Below are 18,581 nucleotides of genomic sequence, written 5' to 3' on the forward strand. Positions count from 1 at the left end.
TCAGGTGACGCGGTGGCGCATCCCGTCGACGAACACGGTGATCACGGTGCGGGCGAGATCGGCCAAGGTCTGCTCGGGGCTCGGCCGAAACCAGCGTGAGGCGTGCCAGAACGAGTCGTAGAGAAGTTCTTGAAAGACCTTGGGGTCGATGTCGGTGCGCAGGTCACCGGCGGCAACGCCTTCGGTGATGGCATCACGCCAAGCAACCTCCATGGTGTCGGCGGTCGCCGCCATATCGGCCTCGACCACGCGTTCACGCATGTACTCGCCTTCACGTCGCCAGATCGACGTGGCGCCGTGATACTGCTCGCTGGTCTCGAGCGCGATCACACCGAGCGCCACCAGTCGCTCGACAGGCGGTAGCTCGCGCGCAAGTACGTCATTGCATCGTGCCGACAGATCTTCGATGTACTCGCGGATGAGCTCGGTGACGATTGCTTCCTTGGAGGGGAAGTAGTGGTACAGCGCGCCCGAATAGACACCCACCGCTTCGGCGATTTCGCGAATGGTGGTTGCGGACACACCTTTTCGAGCGAAGATCTCGGCCGAGCGGTCAAGTATCAGCTTCCTGCGTTCTTGCGGATCCACGGTGGTACCCCTGTCGGATTCGGGCGTCGGGTGCCCATGGCGCTGATTGTGCCATAGCCATTGATCAAACGATCAATGGCTCCGGTTGTCCAAGTGTTCTGAAGGAGTATGCATGACTACTTCTACTGGTGGTCGTCCTTTACAGCCGGCCGTATTGGACGGCCAAACCGCCATCGTCACCGGTGCCGGGCAGGGGATCGGGCGTGGCATCGCTCTTGCGTTGGCAGCGGCCGGAGCGCAGGTGGCGGTGGTCGGCCGCACGGAAGCCACCATCGGTGCCGTGTCGGAGGAGATCATCTCCCGCGGCGGTCGAGCGGCGGCGTTTGTCTGCGATGTGACCGACGGTGGCGCAATCGAAGCACTGGTGCCTGCGGTCGCCGAAGAGTTCGGTGGAATCACGTTGCTGGTCAACAACGCTCAGAGTCCGGCACCGGGATTGCTGCTGGACATCGACGAGGCGACGTATCGAGAGGGCATGGAATCCGGTCCGACCGCGACGTGGCTCATGATGCGGGCCTGCCATCGATATCTGAAGGGTGGCGGTTCGATCGTCAACCTTGGATCAGCGGCCGGTATTCGGTGGAATCCTTCCGGTACCGGTGCCTACGCGGCGGCGAAAGAGGCGGTGCGGGTGTTGACCCGGACCGCGGCGTGCGAATGGGCGTCCGACGGAATCCGTGTCAATGCGCTTCTGCCGCTGGCCAATTCCCAGACGATGGAACAGTGGGCGCAGCACGAACCCGAAGCTGCCGCGGAATATCTCCGCACGGTCCCGCTCGGGCGGTTGGGGGATCCAGAGGACGACATCGGTCCTGCCGCGGTGTTCCTGTGCAGCGACGCCGCCCGATACATCACCGGTCATACCCTGGCCGTCGACGGCGGGCAGGCGCTCGTTCGCTGACGGCGTGTGGCCGGGCCGCTCATCCGGCTTGTCGTACAGATCCGTTCTCGCCCAGGGCCTGCCAGATTGCCCGCGCTGCTGCCCGAACGGGAGTCGCCAGGGTGACGGTGTCGACTCTGTTGACGGGCCCGGTGACCGACAGGGCGCCCACGCAGGTCCGGGCGTTGCCGATCGGGGCGGCCACGCACGCAACGCCGGGCACCGAATCTTCGCGTTCGTGTGCCACGTTGCGCTGCCGAATGTGGGCGATCTCGTGGCGTAGCCCGACGCTGGTGCCCGCCGCCTTCAAGGACGCCACTGCCGATCGATTGCGCATCGGATCAACGCCGGAGTGTGCGATGAGCGCTTTGCCCAGTGCGGTGCGCAGAGCGGGTTGCCGCCCACCGATCCGGGACGGGAGTGCAACCGGGCCACAGCCGACTTTGTCGAGGTAGCGGACGTCATTGCCGTCGAGGACCGCGAGGTGAACGACGAGCCCGGTGGTGGCGTGAAGTTCATGCAGAACCGGGTGCGCGGCCCGGTGCAGGCTGTCTTGCTGTTGGGCGAGCGCGCCCCACTCGAACATCGTGCGGCTCAGAACGTACGACTGCCCGCGCCTGCTCACCCAGCCGAATTCGACCAGTTGGGACAGCAGCCTGTGAGCCGACGAGCGCGGTAGGCCTGTGCGACAGGACAACTGGGACAAGGTGAGCTCGTTACCGTCACGGAACTCATCGAGCAGACCTGCCACACGGTCGATGACAGCCGGGGAAAAGTCGTCGCCGTTTCTCACGTAAACCTCCATCGGTCAGCAGGCCGGGGCTGTGGCCTACAAGCGCGTGGCAATCGTATTGATCAAGCGCTCAATCAATGTGGATATGACGATAGCAGGACTGTGACGTGGGTCAAACTGAATTGGTGATGTGCGTCTCCACCCATGCGCTTTCGGGTGCGGATTTGTGACGCGCGGGGCTCAGATGGAGAGCGTCGAGGCCACCAGGTCGGCGGCCCGGGTCAGGTCGCGGACGGCACCTTCCGGTGTTCGTCCGACCCGTCCGGTCAAAGAAAGCGCGGCGATCTCGCCGTGGTGCGCATCGAAGGCGACGGCAACACTATGCACTTGCTCGCCCCCGATACCGTCGAAGATGCGTTCTTCAGCGGCGGGCTCACGGCCGTCGCGGTAGGCCAAGAGGGCGACGCCCTCGGTGGTTTCGTGTGCGGGCCGGCGTTGCCCGACATAGGTGGGAAGGGCGCTCGCCGCCCATCTGCCGCCGATCTTTTCGAGGTAGAGCAGATCGTCGCCCTCGAGAACTGCCAGGTGAACTGCCATTCGGGTGTGCTTGTGCAGTTGGTACATGCTCGCGCGGGCGGCCTGGTGGATCCGGTCATGACGCTGCGCCAGGGATCCGAGTTCGGTCAGCTTCGGGCCCAGGTGATAGCTGGTTCCACTGCGACTTATCCAGCCGACCTCTACGAGTTGCAAGAGCATTCGGTGGGTCGACGATCGCGGAAACCCGGTGCGTTCGGCCAGTTCGGTGAGCGTCAAGCTGTCGGATTCTCGAAACGGCTCGAGCAGCAGAAGTACTCGCCCCATCACGGTCTGGGGTCGTTCGTGGTCTGTGGGGGGCAAGGGCGCTCCGAGGCAAGAGGTACTCATTGATTGATCGGACAATCAATGACGGATGGTACTGCAACGCTGTTTGAGCGGCGAAAGGGTTCTTCGCTCTCAGGTGGGCGGATGAACGCAGAGAAGCACCGCGACGAGTGTCCCGGTGCTTCTCTGTTGAATGGGTTCTGACCTGCGGTGAGAGGGGGTCAGCCGGCTGTCGGGACGAAGGCTTTCAGCGGCTCGGAGCCGGACTGATCATGGCCCCAGTAGGCGTCGGCGGTGATCTCCTCGGACGTGTAGAACCGTTCGTCGACGAGCATGCCTTCGGTACCGAACTCGAGATCCCAGCCGCCCGGAGCCCGGACGTAGAAGGAGATCATCTTGTCGTTGGTGTGGCGACCCAGCGTCGACGAGATCGAGAACTCTTGCTGGTTGACCCGATCGAGCGCCTGGCCGACTGCGTCAAGGGTGTCGACCTCGGTCATCAGGTGTACCAGGCCAGGCGCTTCGGTCGGCGGGGCCGGACACAGCGCGAGGCTGTGGTGGCGCTGGTTGATGCCGAGGAATCGCACCCGGGCCAATCCCTCCTCGTCGAGCCGGATCGAGCCGCGGGGCAGGAATCCGAGTACCTGCGTGTAGAACTCGTACGACTCGGCGAACTTCGCGGTCGGCAGCACCACGTGGCCGAGGCCGTGTCCGCCGGTCACCCAGCGGCCGGCAAACGGCGTCACCACCGGGCTGTGGTCGAGAACGGGACCGTAGAACACTTCGAGGCGGGTTCCGGCCGGGTCGTCGAACGCGATGACCTGTTCGGCATCGAGATACGAACTCTCCTTGCGCGACAACATCTCAACGGTGCGCCCGGACTTCTCGACGGCCTGCTGTACCCGCTCGAGTGCGAACTCGTCACGCACCTCCCAGCCGACGGCCAGTGCCTTGTCGGAATCGCCGGGGAGCACCGAGATGCGCGAACGCCGTTCGTCGACTCGGGCATACAGCGCGTCCGGCTCGGGGCCGCTGCCGACGGCCATGCCGAGGCCGTCGATGAGCAGTTCGCGCCAGCGCGCCAGGTCCTGCGTCTGGATTCTGAGGTAACCGAGACCCCGAAGTTCTGTCATGGCTTCCGTCCTTGAAATATGAAGAGGGTCAGATCATTGCGCGGTATGCGCCCTGCGGGTCGCCACCGAGCTGGGCGAGTGCGGCAGCGTGGTAGGTCATGCCGGGTACGTGGATGGCATGGGTGAGACCGACATGCGCATCCCGCCAGAACCGTTGCATCGGGGTCTTCGTATGCACCGCTGCGCCACCGGCACGTGCGAATACCTCGTCCATCGCACGCACCGCACGCCATGCGGCCGCGATCTGGGTACGTCGGCCGATTGCGCGTTCCTCGAAACCGATTTCTTCGCCGCGGTCCGTCTTGTCCCAGAACCGGTCCACCGTCTCGAGCAGAGACAGCCGGGCAGCGGAGATCTCGGATGCCGCCTCGCTGATCGCGAACAGGACGTACGGGTCTTCCTTGATGGGGACGCCGGTGACCTGGACGCGTTCCTTCTGCGCTGCGATGTAGCAGGCCAGCGCGCCCTCGGTCATGCCGATCAGTGATGACGTGATGCCCAGGGGGAAGATGCAGGAGAACGGGAAGCGGTACAGGGTCTCGTCGCGTCCCGCGTGGCGCCACCCGTTGCCGCTGAGCACGATGTCGGCGTCGAGCGTTCGGTACTCCGGTAGGAACGCATCCTTGACGATCAAATCCTTTGAGCCGGTGCCCCGCAGGCCGATGACGTTCCAGCTGTCCTGGTCGATCTCGTAGTCCGAACGCGGCAGCACGACGTGCAGAACCTTGTCGGTGCGGTTGCCGTCCTTGTCGCCGACGGCAGCACCGATCATCACCCAGCCGCAGTGGTCGGTGCCGGACGAGAACGACCAGCGTCCGTTGAGGATGTACCCACCGTCAACCGGGACCGCGACACCCATGGGCGCGTACGGCGACGCCATCCACATGTCGTTGTCCTCGCCCCAGATCTCTTCCTGGGCTTTGGGATCGAAGAATGCGAGTTCCCACGGATGGACGCCAACGATGCCGGCGACCCAGCCCGTCGCACCGTCCAGAGCGCCGAGTGCCATGGTGGTTTCGGCGGCCTCACGCGGGTGCCCCTCGAAGCCGCCGTATTCCTTCGGCTGGAACATGCGGATGATGCCGGAATCTCGCAGGTGTTTCGCGGTCGTGTCGGTGAGCCGCATCAGCGACTCGCCTTCGGCGGCGCCCGCGCGGATCTCGTCCGCGTGCTGCATGATTCTGTCCAATACCTGGCCCATGGCGTGACTCTTCCTGGAAATTCGGCCCATGACGAGCCGGGGATTGCGTGGGGGATTTCTCCACGGAACTGACAAGACCTGCACGCATTGTGCGGGTGTGGTGTGACCAACATTTCCAGCGAGACAGTGATGGTGCACCTACGTTTCCGTTGAGCGGGACGCCTGGGGTGCGGTCGGGTCGATACCGGTAGAACGAGATGTACCGGCATCACCTGTGGATGCCTGCATCTTCCGGAAGGACTGACATGACCGACACCGCAGACCTGGTGGCTTCCCTGCTCGAGCGCGTGCAGACCCTCGAAGACAAGGCGGCGATCCACGAAGTGCTCACCGCCTACGGCCCGGCTGTCGACGCCGGTGACGCCGATGCGGTCGGTCGCCTGTGGGCGGACGATGCCGTCTACGACATCGACATCCGGGTGATGGAAGGACGCGACGCGATCACCGAGATGGTGCGCACCAGGCCCCACCAGGACTACATCAACGAGGGCTGCGGCCATCTTCTCGATCCCGTCCATATCCGCGTCGACGGCGACACCGCGGTTGCGACGTGCCACTCGCTGCTCCTGCGCCGCAATGTTGGCGAGGATTCGTTTCGGGTCTGGCGTGTCACCGCGAACCGCTTCGACCTCGGACGAATCGATGGTCGGTGGCTGATCCGTCGCCGCACTGCGCGATTGCTCGACGGCAGTGCCGGGGCCCGCGAGTTGCTTGCCCGCGCTTCGCAGGGGTGAACTCGCGGAGGAAGACGATCTGACCTCCACTCAGTGGAAGCTGTTGGTACACACCGATTTGTTGCTGATCTGACGTCTCGTTCAGCGGAATCGCTGCTGTGGACGGTGGTAGCGCCCTGGCAACGTCATGGCCCATGACTGCAGACGTGAGCTACGAACAGAGCCGACGGGAACTCGAGACGAGCCTCGGAGTCCTTCGCTACCACGAGGCCGGTGACGGACCGCCGCTGTTACTGCTCCACGGATCGGGCCCCGGGGTCACCGGATGGCGCAACTACCGCGGAGTGCTCGCCGAGCTGGCGGAGCATTTTCGTTGCCTGGTACTGGAATTCCCCGGTTTCGGTGTGAGTGACCCGGTCGACGGACACCCGATGGTGATGGCCGAATCGGCTGTCGGTGTGTTCCTGGACGGACTCGGTCTCGGGGCCGTCGACATCATCGGCAACTCGATGGGTGGCATCGTCGCAACGAAGGTCGCGATCTCCGAACCCGAGCGGGTCGGCAAGCTGGTCACCATCGGCGGTATGGGCAAGAACATCTTCTCGTCGGGACCCAGCGAGGGCATCAAACTGCTGATGGAGTTCACCGACAACCCGACGCGGGAGGGCCTGATCCGCTGGCTCCTGTCGATGGTTCATGATCGCGGACTGGTGACGCCGGAACTGATCGACGAGCGCTGGGAGCTTGCGACCGAGCCCACCACGTTGGAGATCGCCCGACGGATGTACAGCAGCAAGGCATTTGCCGCGACGATCGCGGCGAACAACTCCGCCGACGCAGTGCCGTACTGGGCGCAGCTGCAGAAAGTGAAGGCGCCGACTCTGCTGACCTGGGGCCGCGACGACCGGGTCAGCCCGGTGGACATGGCCGTCCTACCGATGCGTGACATCCCGAACGCCGAACTTCACGTGTTCCCGAACTGCGGGCACTGGACGATGATCGAGGCCCGCGAGGCCTGGCTCTTTGCCGTGCTGGCCTTCCTGACACGGGCGTAGGCGTTCGTCCTAGGTGCCGAAACCTGTTGCAGCTACCCCTGATCGAACTATCGATCAGGGGTAGCGGCGTTGTACCTGGAAGCAGTGACCGTTCTCAAAACGGTAGTGCCCAGCAGGAGGACCCGAAATCGTGGCCGACTGCAACGTCGACCGGTTCGACCTGTGTAGGTTGCATCCCCTGGAATGCCCGAATCTCATGCGGTCCCGGGCCCAGCGGTGTCCACAGGATTTCGACGGTCCTGTCAGCCGGTACCGGCGAGAGGCGGCTGAAGGCTGCAGGGGCACTGTCCCAGAAATAGACGAGGTCGGTACCGGGGTCCGCGGCGATTGTGACCTTGTAGGTGCAGCCGGAGCCGTGCTGCGCCGATGTACCGAAGCTCGGGCCCGGCGCGACGGTGATCGCGCGAACGTCAGCTTGCGCGTCCGGTGCGGCCAGAGCCAGTCCGCCTACCGCAATTCCTATCGCAGCGATGCTGATCCAGGCGTTGCGGCGACGTGCTGTGTCGGTACTCAATTGTGTTGTGGTAGAGGCATTTCCTGTAGCCATGATGATCGCCTTTTCGGATAGTCGTTCTGCGGTCGTTTGATTCGCAGTACGTCAAGGCTCGGGGTGGCCTCCCCGGAAACCGCGAGTAGTCGACTACCTCAATTTTGCGATCGTTCGTATCTTCGCTGGGCGCAGGGTGTTTCGCCTCAGTCGAGTACCGACAGGTCTGCCCTTTCAGGATTGCCTGAAAGGGCAGACTTTGTGTTCACCGGTGGCGAACGCAACACCGTGTGGAAATGATCTAGTCGACGTCCTGAACAAGCGCAATTGCGAATCCATCCCAGCCCTTGACGCCCACCGTCTGTAGCGCGGTGGCATCAAGCCGAGGGTCGGTGGCAAGGAGATCGAGTACCTCACGACTGGCCACCACCCGTTCGTCGTCCTGGGTCGGATCGGCGATTGCGCCATCACGGACGACGTTGTCGATGACGATGACCGTGCCCGGCCGCGACAACCGCAGCGCGGCACGCACGTAGTTGCTGTTGTTGGGTTTGTCGGCGTCGATGAACACCAGATCGAATGGGGCGTCCGCGGGGAGCGTGGGCAGGATGTCCAACGCTGCGCCGACCTTGATCTCGACACGTTCGCCCACCAGTGCGCGGTCGACGTTGGCCCGGGCCACCTCGGCGTGGTGGGGCTCGTATTCGAGTGTGAGGACGCGTCCGCTGCCGCCAACTGCCCGCGCCAACCAGACGGTGCTGTATCCGCCGAGTGTGCCGATCTCGAGAATTCGCCGGGCACCGATCGCTCGTGCGAGCAGATGCAGGAACTTGCCCTGGACGGGTGCGACATCAATCGTCGGTAGCTGTGCGTCGGCATTGGCTTCGATGACGGCGTCGAGGGCCGGATCATCTCCGATCAGGACATTGCTCAAGTACAGGTCGGCGAGGGCCCAGTTCTCGGTCATGTTTTCAGTGTGCCGCTTCACGAAAGGGTTTGCCCATACTTCTGGCCAGACTGCGCGTAGGTGTACCAATCGCTGAACTAGGGTTGGCAACAAGTTCCTGGGAGGTGCGCATTGTCGGACTCGGCGAATGAGAATCCCGCTGCTGCGCGCCGGGGGCGCCCCGCACGGATCAGCCGTGAGGTCATCATCCGAGCCGCACGCACCCTGCCGTTGGACACCATGACGATGCAGGCAGTTGCCGACGTGTTGGGCGTCGATCGCAAAGCTCTCAGCTACCACGTGAACGATCTCAACGGCTTGCGTGAGCTGGTCGCGTTCGATGTGTTCGAGTCCGAATTGAGTGGGGTGGAACTGCCGACCGGCGCCGACTGGCGCGAAGTGATCCGCCGGTATGCCAGTGCCGTGCGCGACGCGGTTGTCACGGTGGGTGCGCTGGCGATGTACATCCGACTACCCGGCTCCGGCGGTGTGCGCACCTTGGCTCCGATCGAGCGGGTCTTGCTGAGTCTGGTCGATGCTGGTTTCGGTCTCGATGAGGCGGGCCGGATCCTCGCGTTGTTGACCGAGGTGGCCTACTCGACCGGACGGGATACGTTGCAGGCCACCGACAGCAAGATCCATCCCGACGTACCCGATGTGGCCCGCACCTTGATGAGCGCCCCGGACACGGATTTTCCGGTGCTGCGCAGTCTGGTCGCGGCGAGGCAGAGTGCGGGATCCGACGACGGCCAACTCGAGTTCGATCTGGCCGTGATCATCGCGGGTCTGGAGAGCCGCCTGGCTGCGATCGGTTCCTCCGCCTGACCCAGTTTTCCCCGGCCGGGAAAAAGATTCGGAAAAGACGCCGCGGCGTGTGTCGTGCCGTGTAGGCATAGGGAAACCGCCGGACCTGAATCGAGGCAGCTATGCCACAGAAGAACACCACACCGCACCGCGTGGTCCAGTGGACCACCGGAAACGTCGGACTCGAAGCCGCAAAGGCGATCGCCGCAAACCCCACACTCGAACTCATCGGCTGTTTCGCCTGGTCCCCGGACAAAGTGGGCCGCGATGTCGGCGAACTCTGCGGGATCGGCTCGTTGGGAGTCACGGCAACAAACGACGTCGAGCATCTGCTGGCGCTGAAGCCGGACGTCGTGGTCTACAACCCCATGTGGATCAACGTCGACGAACTGGTCACGATCCTGTCGTCCGGCGCCAACGTCGTCACCTCGGCGTCGTTCATCACCGGACACAATCTCGGGGAGGGCAGGGACCGGATCCTGGAGGCCTGCGAGGTCGGCGGATCGACGATCTTCGGCTCCGGTGTGAGTCCGGGCTTTGCTGAACTCCTGGCGATTGTCGCGACGAATGCCTGCGATCGGGTCGACAAGGTCACCATTGCCGAAGCCGCGGACACAACCTTCTACGACTCACCCGACACGGAACGGCCGGTGGGATTCGGCACCCCGATCGACGATCCGAATCTGGCGCCGATGGCCGCCAACGGAACCGCGGTCTTTGCCGAGGCGGTCCGTCTGGTTGCCGATTCGCTCGGTGTTGAACTCGACGAAATCGTCTGTGAGGCGGAGTATGCGCACACCACGGCCGACGTGGATCTGGGTTCGTGGACGATCCCGGCGGGATGTGTTGCCGGCGTGTATGTGAGTTGGCAAGGGCGCGTGGGTGATACGACGTTGATCGACGTGAACGTGCGGTGGCGCAAGGGCCAGACCCTCGAACCGGACTGGCAGATGGGCGCCGAGAGCTGGAAGATCACCATCGACGGTCGTCCGACCGTGAACATGAGTATCGGATTCCTGCCGCCGCCGTACTACGAAGCCGAAACCATGGCCGACTTCCTCAAGCTCGGGCACATCATGACCGCGTTGCCGCCCATCCATGCGATTTCTGCCGTTGTCGCCGCTGCCCCGGGGATCGCCACCTACAACGATCTCCCGTTGACTCTTGCCCGCGGTGTGGTGCCGCGCAACGTCACCGCGTGAACCGATTCGCCGACCCGCGCGTGAGCAACTAATCTATTCTGGTAACAGATGTAGTCAGATAAGGGGTGGGGCGGATGGGGACCAGTGACCGGCGAATGTCGCGCGACGAGATGGACCGGATCGACAGCAGCTTTTTCGGCAAGTCGCTGCTGTCGATGGGGCGGACGATGAGTACGGCCAACGTGATCATGCAGCTGGCCAATCCGGCCGTGGGTTACGGCGTTGCCCGTAGCAAGGTCGAGAGTGGCCGGCTCGATCTGCATCCGGTCAAGCGGGCGCGCACCACGGGGGCCTATCTGGCAGTGGCCGTATTCGGGAATGCCGACGACCGCAGGCGCTTTCGGCAGGCGGTCAATCGTCAGCACGTGCAGGTCCGTTCGGATGACAGCAGTCCCGTCGAATACAACGCAATGAACGTCGACCTGCAATTGTGGGTCGCGGCCTGTCTGTATGTCGGATGGGAGGACATTTACGAGAGAGTTCACGGTCCCTTGACCGGCGTGGACCTCGAGACGTTCTACCAGCAGGGCAAGGTCTGCGGCACCACGCTGCAGATGCCGGCAGAGGTGTGGCCACCGAGCCGGCAGGCGTTCGAGGAATTCTGGCACCGGCGATCAGCTGAGATCTCGATATCCGACGAGGTCCGCGAGTTCCTCCTCGGCATCGCGAACTTCGACTATGCGCATCCCGCGATCAAAAAACGTTATGGCCAGGTCAAATACCGGCGCACCATCGGATACCTACCACCGCTATTCCGTGAGGCGATGAGGGTTACGTGGACGGCTGCGGATCAGGAGTGGTTCGACGGCTACATCGACGATCTCGTAGAGCGTGAGCGACGTAAACCATTGTGGCTGTCCCAGTTGGGCTTTCGCCTACTTCTCTGGGATGCGCGGGTGCGGTGCCGTTTCGGGCGCCCGCTGGTCTAGGAAAGATGGGTTCTCGTCCGATGACGTAGGTCGGTCCGGACGTCGGGGGTACGTTGGCGGGTAGGACTGTTCGACGTCGACGGGAGTGCCGGAAATGCGTTCGATTGTCAGAACCGCCAGCGCGGTCACCATCACGGCCGTGGTCGGCTCGATTGCATCGAAAGACACCGACTCGCGTTGGTATCGCCGATTGTCGAAGCCGGCGTTTCAGCCCCCGGCGGTGGTGTTCCCGATCGCGTGGACGGCTCTGTATGCCGATGTCGCGATCAGTTCGGCGGCCACGATTGATGCGCTGAACGACGATATGCGCCACATCGACGCCGCTGCCTTCGAACGCGCGCTGGTCGCCAATCTGATACTGAACGGCGCCTGGACCTGGGTGTTCTTCAAGGCGCACCGCACCGGTGCCGCGACCCTGACTGCCGCGGCACTTGCCGCGAGCAGTGCAGACCTGGTCCGCCGTGCGGCGCCGGCATCGTCAACGGCGGCGGTCGCACTGGCGCCTTATGCCGGATGGTGCGGCTTTGCGACAGTGCTGTCCGCCGCGATCTGGCGCCTCAACCGCTGAAGCTCCGGGCCGGAGCTCAGATGAGGCCTTGCGCGATCATCGCGTCGGCAACATGTGTGAATCCGGCGATGTTCGCCCCGGTTGCGTAGTTTCCGGGGACGCCGTAGTCATCGGCGGTGTGCAGGCACGTGTCGTGGATATTGCGCATGATCGCGGCAAGACGGGCCTCGGTGTGCTCGAACGACCATGAGTCCCGCGACGCGTTCTGCTGCATCTCGAGCGCACTGGTCGACACACCACCGGCATTGGCGGCCTTGCCCGGCGCGAACCGGACGCCGGAGTCGGCAAACAAGCGGATCGCCTCGGGTGTGGTGGGCATGTTTGCGCCCTCTGCGACGATGGAGCAACCGCCGGTGATGAGTGCCTTCGCGTCGTCGGCCTGGAGCTCATTCTGGGTTGCGCAAGGCAGGGCAATATCGACCGGCACATTCCAGATGGTGCCGTTGGTGCTGAATGTGGTTCCGCTGCCACGGGTTTCGGCGTACTCGGCAATACGCCCACGCTGATTCTGTTTGATGTCTTTGAGGAGGTCGAGGTCGATGCCCTTGTCGTCGACGACGTATCCGCTCGAATCCGAGCACGCGACCACGGTGCCGCCGAGCTGGTGGATCTTCTCGATGGCATAGATGGCGACGTTGCCCGACCCGGACACTGCAACACGCTTCCCGTCGAACGACTCACCCGCGGCCTTCAGCATCTCTCCGACGAAGAACACGGCGCCGTACCCCGTGGCCTCGGTACGCACCTGAGAACCGCCCCACGACAAGCCCTTACCGGTCAGGACGCCGGATTCGTATCGATTGGTGATGCGCTTGTATTGACCGAAGAGGTAGCCGATCTCGCGGCCGCCCACTCCGATGTCGCCGGCGGGGACATCGGTGTGTTCGCCGATGTGCCGGTAGAGCTCGGTCATGAACGACTGGCAGAACCGCATGACCTCGGCGTCCGACCGGCCCTTCGGGTCGAAGTCTGACCCTCCCTTGCCGCCGCCGATCGGTAGGCCGGTGAGGGCGTTTTTGAAGATCTGTTCGAATCCGAGGAATTTGACGATGCCCAGGTAGACGCTGGGATGAAACCGCAGACCACCCTTGTACGGCCCGAGTGCGGAGTTGAACTCGACCCGGAAGCCGCGGTTGATCTGGACCTGCCCGGCGTCGTCGGTCCAGGGCACGCGAAAGATGATCTGGCGTTCGGGCTCGCAGAGCCGCTTGATGATGGCGGAGTCGGTGTACTGCGGATGCCTGGCAACCACGGGGCCGAGACTGTCGAGTACCTCTTTGACGGCTTGGTGGAACTCGCGCTCGCCCGGGTTGCGGGCGATCACTTCGTCGTAGAGATCCTGCAGTTTCGTGTCGATCATCGGAATCGTCTGGCTCCTTCGTGCTCCGAGCACCGCGAGATGTTCGCCCGCGGTGTCAGTAGCCGTCAACAGTCAGACGGCACCGCCCGCCAGCCTATCGATCGACAGATAAGCGGCGGCCGGGGGTGACGGATCAGACAACTCCTGGTCAGGGCGCGATGAAGCCTCCGACACCGGGAAGTGATGGCTGACCTGCGTTGGGATAAGCCCACGATCCGGTGATGGCCGCGGAGATCACCACCGCGCCCGAGCCGGTGTAGACGGTTGATTCGACAGGTGTCGGATCAAGGAAGTACGGGCACAGCTTGACCGTCGTGGTGCCTGCGGCGCCGGTGCCCAGGTTCCGGTAGGTGACCCGGACCAGGGATCCGGCTGCGTTGGTCGAGCAGGTCGAGGGGCTACCCGGTGCGCTGAAGGTGGTCTGGCCGGGTGCCGGAGAAGACGCGTTGACCGATACGAACAGGGGGCCGGGCACTGCCAGTCCGCTGACCTGTAGTCCGAGCGCGGGGATCTGGTAGACGGACACGGGAGCTGCGGTCAGGGTGGGGCCGGCAGGTGCGGCCGATGCGGCAGGAGCCCCGGCCACGGCTAGTCCGGCAGCGGCGAGCGCTGCGCCTGTCAACATCGATATTCGTTTCGCAATGCGCATGATGTTCCCCTTCGGATAGTTGGCTTTATCCTCCTATCGAAAAGGTGATTCGGTTGTGTTACGGGCGACAAGGATTCCGTTATCGCGGGAAATAGACGACCTGATTGGAAAACAGGGAATCGGGGACAGAGATATGGTTTGCCGCCGCGACAACTCCGATCCAGGTATCCAGATTCGCGCTGCCGTATTCGGTCTCGCACAGAGTGTGGAGCGTGTCGCCGGCAACATGGGCGCGCCGGTTCAGCCCGGGCCTGATCAGCACCTGGCCGAGGGTGAGAGTTGCATTGAGCGGCAACTGATTTGCATGTGCCAGCATGATTCGCAAGTGGTCGTCGCCATACCAGCGGAATGCGAGCTCGTGCAGGGTGTCGCCGGTGACAACCGTGTGGTGGCCGGAATTGGCGAGGTCGGGTATGAGTAGCCATGACCCCGGCTGAATCTGCCGTTGCGCGACACCGTTGATCATCTCCCAGATCAATTGTGTGCCGGTGTCGGTGGTGCCGTAGTAATGCTGCGTGATCGCCTGCCGGGCGGCGGAGCTGTCGGGGGTCGAGAACCGGTGGCGAAAAGTCAGGTAGGGAACCTCTAGTTGTTGCCCGATGCTGATGGCGTTCGGGTCGGCGAGATGATTCTGGCGGGCGATCACCGGGTACAGGGTGCCGTCGCCGTACTCGTGCTGCGCAATGGCGAAGAGGGTGTCACCGGGTTGGACGTTGTAGGTCTTCATGGTTTCCTCGCTCGTCGGCGTGTTGTGGGTCCGGATGGGCCTGATGACAACTCTCGTCGCAGGGACTCGGCGTGTCATGCGTACTCGACTTTCCGATTCGGTCACCTCTGGTAGAGGGCTCCTCTCGCAAATGAGAATGACGTTCTGATAGCCTGCAGCAAGTTGCGCATCACTACGTCGAAGGGCTTTGCGAACCATGTCGGACAATCAGCTGGAGTCGTTGGCCTCCAATGCCTTCGAGAACCGCACCGTGCTCATGTCCGGTGGCAGCCGCGGTATCGGTTTGGCAATTCTGCTCGCGCTGGCCGCGCGGGGCGCCAACATCGTGCTGCTGGCCAAGACCGATGTGCCACATCCCAAGTTGCCGGGAACCATCCACACGGCGGTCGACGAGATCACTGCGGCAGGCGGAAAAGCCGTCGGAGTGGTCGGTGACGTACGTGTCGATGACGACGTGCAGCGCGCGGTGGCAGCTGCTGTCGAGACCTTCGGTGGCATCGACATCCTCATCCACAACGCCAGCGTCATCAACGAGGCCGGGACCGCTGACCTGCCGCTCAAGCGTTACGACCTGATGCAGGGCGTCAATGTCCGCGGAATGTTCTCGCTGACCCAGGCGGCCCTGCCGCATCTGGCCAAGTCGCCGAATGCGCAGATCCTGTCCATCGCGCCCCCGCTCAACATGTCGCCGCACTGGCTGGGCAAGTTCCCCGCGTACACGCTCTCGAAGTATGGGATGACGGTGTTGGCTCTCGGCTTCGCGGCGGAGTTCGCAGATCAGAAGATCGCCAGCAACTGCCTGTGGCCAGAGACGACCATCGCCACCGCCGCGGTCAAGAACCTCCAGGCAGATCCCGAGGCCGCACTGCACGCGCGTGAGCCCGAGGTCATGGCCGATGCCGCCACGCTGATCTTGGCGCGGCCGCCGCAGGCCACCGGTGAAGTCCTGATCGACGCCGACGTCCTCAAGGGCGCGGGGGTCACAGACCTTTCAACATACGGCGGCACCGAACCCCTCGACCTGGACTTCTACATCGACGCCTGAGTGGCGGACGGCTGAGCCGACTCAACCGACAACGATCCGCGCGATCTCGGTCGCCTGCTCCTGCAGGGTCTCCCGGAGTTCTTGCGGGCCTTCGATCTCGACAGCGATCAGGGCATCGTCCACACACACGGTGAGCTCACCTTCGGCATCGGTCGAGTTCCCGAAATCGCCTGGCTGCCACCAGGCTTGATTGCCGAGGCCGGCGACGGGGGTCACCGGGTGGATGTGGTCGGACGGCTCGATACATTGCACTGCGTTGTCGCTGAACTGTTCTGCAAACGACAGGTCCAGATCGACTTCGATCGTGTTGGCATCGGTTTCTGATTCGACGGATTCGAAGCTACACCCGACGGTTTGGTAGTTGATGTCGTCGATGGTGCTGTTCGCGCCGCTCGACGGTACCGGCGTGTCGAACTCGGTACCGAAGATCTGCGTCAGATCGTCGGAGGTCAGACCCGCGCATTCGGCGCGAAGGTTGCCCTCGCTGACGGGTGCCGCGGTCGCGTCGGCGGATTCCGGCATCGGTGACGGCGATTCGGTCGTCGTCGACTGGATCGGTGATTCGGTCGTACTTCGGTCCGACGATTCGTCGGAGTCGTCGGAACACCCGGCCAGCAGGGACACCATGACCCCGGCCGCGAATATCGCTGCCACACTTCGTCGCATGCCACGCTCCTCACATCCGGTCGCATCGTCGGCCTTATGTGTTGCGACCCTAGGCGAGCGCGGGCGGCAGTGGGAACGCAAATTGCGCGATGTCCGGCATACGCACGACGTGCGGGTAACTTTGCCCTATGTCGATGCTCGATAGCCTGGTGTCGTCGGGAAAGCTGCCGCTGACGTTGGCGTTTGTCGGATTTCTGCTGACGTTCATCATCACCCGGATCATCACGAGGATGATCCGTGCGGGCCGGGGACCGTTCCGCGACAACGTGTCCGGTGGCGTTCACATCCACCACGCAGTGCCCGGCATCGTGTTGACCATCGCAGGCGCCTTCACCTCGGTTGGCGTCGATGGACAGTCGCCGGGCGCAGAGATCAGCGCGGTGATGATCGGGGTGGGTGCATCGCTGGTTCTCGACGAGTTCGCGATGATCCTGCGCCTGCAAGACGTCTATTGGTCCAAGCAGGGCCAGCTTTCGGTTCAGGTGGTGACGATGACCTGCGCTGTCCTCGGCCTGTTTCTGCTCGGGCTCAATCCACTCACCGAAGACAGTGGTTTCGGCGCAGGGCATCTGGTCTTGCTGGGGATGGCAGCGGTTCACATCGTTGCGCTGCTGATGTGTGTCGAAAAGGGCAAGTACTCCACCGCAGCCGTGGGAGCTTTCATTCCGCCGCTCGCCTGGTTTGCGGCGGTGCGTATCGGGCGCCCGGAATCGCGCTGGGCGCGTAAGCACTATGGACCGGAGAAAACCGAACGTGCTCGGCAGCGGGCCGAGAGGTTCGATCGTCGTTTCGGTCATTGGGGTTTGGGTCTGGAAGATCTGGTTGCAGGCAAGCCCACCGAGACGTCGAGCAAATAGGCTCGGTCAGACCTTTTCGAAGATCGCGGCCAGACCCTGGCCGCCGCCGATGCACATGGTCTCCAGGCCGTACCGGGCGTCGCGACGCTGCATCTCGCGGGCCAGTGTTGCCAGCATCCGGCCGCCGGTCGCGCCGACGGGATGGCCGAGCGAGATACCCGAACCATGCACATTGGTGCGCTGATGATCGTCTGCGCCGAACTTCCATTCCCGCATCACGGCGAGCGCCTGTGCGGCGAATGCCTCGTTCAGTTCGATGAGGTCGATGTCGGAAAGCGTGAGTCCCGCTTTCGCCAACGCCTTCTCTGTTGCCGGCACCGGCCCGATGCCCATCACCTTCGGTTCGACGCCGGCCACACCCCACGACACCAGTTTGACCAAGGGGGTCAGACCCAGTTCGGCGGCCTTCGCGGCGGTGGTCACGATGCTCAGTGACGCGGCGTCGTTCTGACCGCTGGCATTGCCCGCCGTGACAGTGGCATCGGGATCCTGCTCGCCCATGAGGGGGCGCAGTTTGGACAGCGACTCGACGGTGGTGTCGGCGCGCGGATGCTCGTCGGTGTCGATCAGCTGCTCGCCGGATCGGGACGGAACCGACACCGGCACGATCTCTTCGGCCAAGATGCCTGCCTGCTGTGCGGCGACGGCTCGGGTGTGCGAAGCGACCGCGAGTTCGTCCTGTTCGAGTCGGCTGATGCCGTATTCGCGGCGCAGGTTCTCGGCGGTCTCGATCATGCCGCCTGGCACCGGGTAGAAGCGACCACCCGCGGTCGAACGGGCCCGAACCAGGCTGTCGTGCATCGAAATACCGGACCGTGCGCCGCCCCAACGCATGTCCACGGAGTAGAACGAGGCGTTGCTCATCGATTCGGTGCCGCCGGCCACGACGAGTTCGTTGTCACCATTTCCGACCTGGAACGCCGCCTGGATGACAGCCTGCAGACCCGATCCGCAACGACGGTCGATGTGCATGCCGGGAACCGTGACCGGCAGGCCCGCATCCAGGGCCACCACCCGGCCGATCGCCGGCGCCTCACTGTTGCCGTTGCAGTGACCGAGGATGACGTCGTTGATCTCGCCCGGTGCGATTCCGGTCCGCTCCAGCAGACCCTTCATCGCGGCAACACCGAGATCGACAGCGGTGAGCGACTTGAACATTCCGCCGTAGCGGCCGATCGGGGTGCGAATCGGCTCGCAGACAACAACCTCGCGCATG

At 63.6% G+C, this 18,581-nt stretch carries 21 protein-coding genes; 9 read left to right on the forward strand and 12 right to left on the reverse strand.

Features of this window, described 5'->3' with window-relative positions; genetic code table 11:
* Entirely contained in the window at window positions 1-588 is a 588-nt protein-coding gene (locus AC1D75_RS03890) for a TetR/AcrR family transcriptional regulator (protein ID WP_495513982.1), read from the reverse strand.
* 112 nt (window positions 589-700) lie between these two features.
* On the opposite strand from AC1D75_RS03890, the gene AC1D75_RS03895 reads away from it, so the two are divergent.
* Window positions 701-1,489 (forward strand): SDR family NAD(P)-dependent oxidoreductase, encoded by a 789-nt coding sequence (locus AC1D75_RS03895; protein WP_495513983.1) that lies wholly within the window; start codon window positions 701-703, stop codon window positions 1,487-1,489.
* A gap of 19 nt (window positions 1,490-1,508) precedes the next feature.
* Here AC1D75_RS03895 and AC1D75_RS03900 read toward each other — a convergent pair whose 3' ends face one another.
* The 4 genes from AC1D75_RS03900 to AC1D75_RS03915 all read right to left on the reverse strand — a co-directional run bounded on the left by AC1D75_RS03900 (window position 1,509) and on the right by AC1D75_RS03915 (window position 5,396).
* Window positions 1,509-2,261 (reverse strand): IclR family transcriptional regulator, encoded by a 753-nt coding sequence (locus tag AC1D75_RS03900; RefSeq protein WP_495513984.1) that lies wholly within the window; start codon window positions 2,259-2,261, stop codon window positions 1,509-1,511.
* A gap of 180 nt (window positions 2,262-2,441) precedes the next feature.
* The gene (locus tag AC1D75_RS03905; RefSeq protein ID WP_495513985.1) at window positions 2,442-3,098 is read right to left on the reverse strand and encodes an IclR family transcriptional regulator; all 657 of its coding nucleotides are present in this window, start codon (window positions 3,096-3,098) and stop codon (window positions 2,442-2,444) included.
* A 185-nt stretch (window positions 3,099-3,283) separates the two neighbouring features.
* Complete coding sequence (gene bphC / locus AC1D75_RS03910; RefSeq protein WP_495513986.1) at window positions 3,284-4,195, reverse strand: biphenyl-2,3-diol 1,2-dioxygenase; 912 nt, start codon at window positions 4,193-4,195, stop codon at window positions 3,284-3,286.
* A gap of 28 nt (window positions 4,196-4,223) precedes the next feature.
* Complete coding sequence (locus AC1D75_RS03915; RefSeq protein WP_482136416.1) at window positions 4,224-5,396, reverse strand: acyl-CoA dehydrogenase family protein; 1,173 nt, start codon at window positions 5,394-5,396, stop codon at window positions 4,224-4,226.
* Between the two features lie 245 nt (window positions 5,397-5,641).
* On the opposite strand from AC1D75_RS03915, the gene AC1D75_RS03920 reads away from it, so the two are divergent.
* A complete protein-coding gene (locus tag AC1D75_RS03920) occupies window positions 5,642-6,130 on the forward strand; it encodes a nuclear transport factor 2 family protein (protein WP_482142707.1) in 489 nt (162 codons plus the stop codon).
* 134 nt (window positions 6,131-6,264) lie between these two features.
* The gene (locus AC1D75_RS03925; RefSeq protein ID WP_495513987.1) at window positions 6,265-7,125 is read left to right on the forward strand and encodes an alpha/beta fold hydrolase; all 861 of its coding nucleotides are present in this window, start codon (window positions 6,265-6,267) and stop codon (window positions 7,123-7,125) included.
* Window positions 7,126-7,219: 94 nt separating this feature from the next.
* Here AC1D75_RS03925 and AC1D75_RS03930 read toward each other — a convergent pair whose 3' ends face one another.
* Both AC1D75_RS03930 and AC1D75_RS03935 read right to left on the reverse strand, forming a co-directional pair.
* Window positions 7,220-7,639, reverse strand: coding sequence for a hypothetical protein (locus AC1D75_RS03930; RefSeq protein WP_495513988.1), 420 nt, complete (start codon window positions 7,637-7,639; stop codon window positions 7,220-7,222).
* Between the two features lie 274 nt (window positions 7,640-7,913).
* Complete coding sequence (locus AC1D75_RS03935) at window positions 7,914-8,579, reverse strand: O-methyltransferase (protein WP_495513989.1); 666 nt, start codon at window positions 8,577-8,579, stop codon at window positions 7,914-7,916.
* A 111-nt stretch (window positions 8,580-8,690) separates the two neighbouring features.
* Here AC1D75_RS03935 and AC1D75_RS03940 point away from each other — a divergent pair, with 111 nt between their 5' ends.
* The 4 genes from AC1D75_RS03940 (at window position 8,691) to AC1D75_RS03955 (ending at window position 12,061) form a co-directional block, all read left to right on the forward strand.
* A complete protein-coding gene (locus tag AC1D75_RS03940) occupies window positions 8,691-9,383 on the forward strand; it encodes a TetR/AcrR family transcriptional regulator C-terminal domain-containing protein (RefSeq protein ID WP_495513990.1) in 693 nt (230 codons plus the stop codon).
* A 101-nt stretch (window positions 9,384-9,484) separates the two neighbouring features.
* Window positions 9,485-10,564: an NAD(P)H-dependent amine dehydrogenase family protein gene (locus tag AC1D75_RS03945; RefSeq protein WP_495513991.1), complete on the forward strand. Its 1,080-nt coding sequence runs from the start codon at window positions 9,485-9,487 to the stop codon at window positions 10,562-10,564.
* A 74-nt stretch (window positions 10,565-10,638) separates the two neighbouring features.
* Window positions 10,639-11,493 (forward strand): oxygenase MpaB family protein, encoded by an 855-nt coding sequence (locus AC1D75_RS03950; RefSeq protein WP_495513992.1) that lies wholly within the window; start codon window positions 10,639-10,641, stop codon window positions 11,491-11,493.
* A gap of 94 nt (window positions 11,494-11,587) precedes the next feature.
* A complete protein-coding gene (locus AC1D75_RS03955; protein ID WP_495513993.1) occupies window positions 11,588-12,061 on the forward strand; it encodes a TspO/MBR family protein in 474 nt (157 codons plus the stop codon).
* Window positions 12,062-12,077: 16 nt separating this feature from the next.
* On the opposite strand, the gene gdhA is transcribed toward AC1D75_RS03955, so the two are convergent.
* From gdhA to AC1D75_RS03970, 3 genes are all read right to left on the reverse strand, one after another.
* Complete coding sequence (gene gdhA / locus AC1D75_RS03960; protein ID WP_495513994.1) at window positions 12,078-13,421, reverse strand: NADP-specific glutamate dehydrogenase; 1,344 nt, start codon at window positions 13,419-13,421, stop codon at window positions 12,078-12,080.
* 148 nt (window positions 13,422-13,569) lie between these two features.
* Entirely contained in the window at window positions 13,570-14,070 is a 501-nt protein-coding gene (locus AC1D75_RS03965) for a hypothetical protein (RefSeq protein ID WP_495513995.1), read from the reverse strand.
* Window positions 14,071-14,149: 79 nt separating this feature from the next.
* On the reverse strand, window positions 14,150-14,797 hold the full coding sequence (locus AC1D75_RS03970; protein WP_495513996.1) for a LysM peptidoglycan-binding domain-containing protein: 648 nt from the start codon (window positions 14,795-14,797) through the stop codon (window positions 14,150-14,152).
* Between the two features lie 196 nt (window positions 14,798-14,993).
* Between AC1D75_RS03970 and AC1D75_RS03975 the strand changes: the two genes are divergently transcribed.
* Window positions 14,994-15,842, forward strand: a complete 849-nt coding sequence (locus AC1D75_RS03975; protein ID WP_495513997.1) for an SDR family oxidoreductase — start codon at window positions 14,994-14,996, stop codon at window positions 15,840-15,842.
* A gap of 21 nt (window positions 15,843-15,863) precedes the next feature.
* On the opposite strand, the gene AC1D75_RS03980 is transcribed toward AC1D75_RS03975, so the two are convergent.
* Window positions 15,864-16,508 carry a hypothetical protein gene (locus tag AC1D75_RS03980; protein ID WP_495513998.1) on the reverse strand — a complete coding sequence of 215 codons (645 nt, stop codon included), beginning with the start codon at window positions 16,506-16,508 and terminating at the stop codon, window positions 15,864-15,866.
* Window positions 16,509-16,636: 128 nt separating this feature from the next.
* Between AC1D75_RS03980 and AC1D75_RS03985 the strand changes: the two genes are divergently transcribed.
* Window positions 16,637-17,365 carry a hypothetical protein gene (locus tag AC1D75_RS03985; protein WP_495513999.1) on the forward strand — a complete coding sequence of 243 codons (729 nt, stop codon included), beginning with the start codon at window positions 16,637-16,639 and terminating at the stop codon, window positions 17,363-17,365.
* Between the two features lie 6 nt (window positions 17,366-17,371).
* Here the strand turns inward: AC1D75_RS03985 and AC1D75_RS03990 are convergent, their stop codons facing one another.
* Window positions 17,372-18,580, reverse strand: coding sequence for an acetyl-CoA C-acetyltransferase (locus tag AC1D75_RS03990; protein ID WP_495514000.1), 1,209 nt, complete (start codon window positions 18,578-18,580; stop codon window positions 17,372-17,374).
* Window position 18,581: the final 1 nt, after the last annotated feature.

This window comes from Williamsia sp. Y712 (assembly GCF_059445525.1).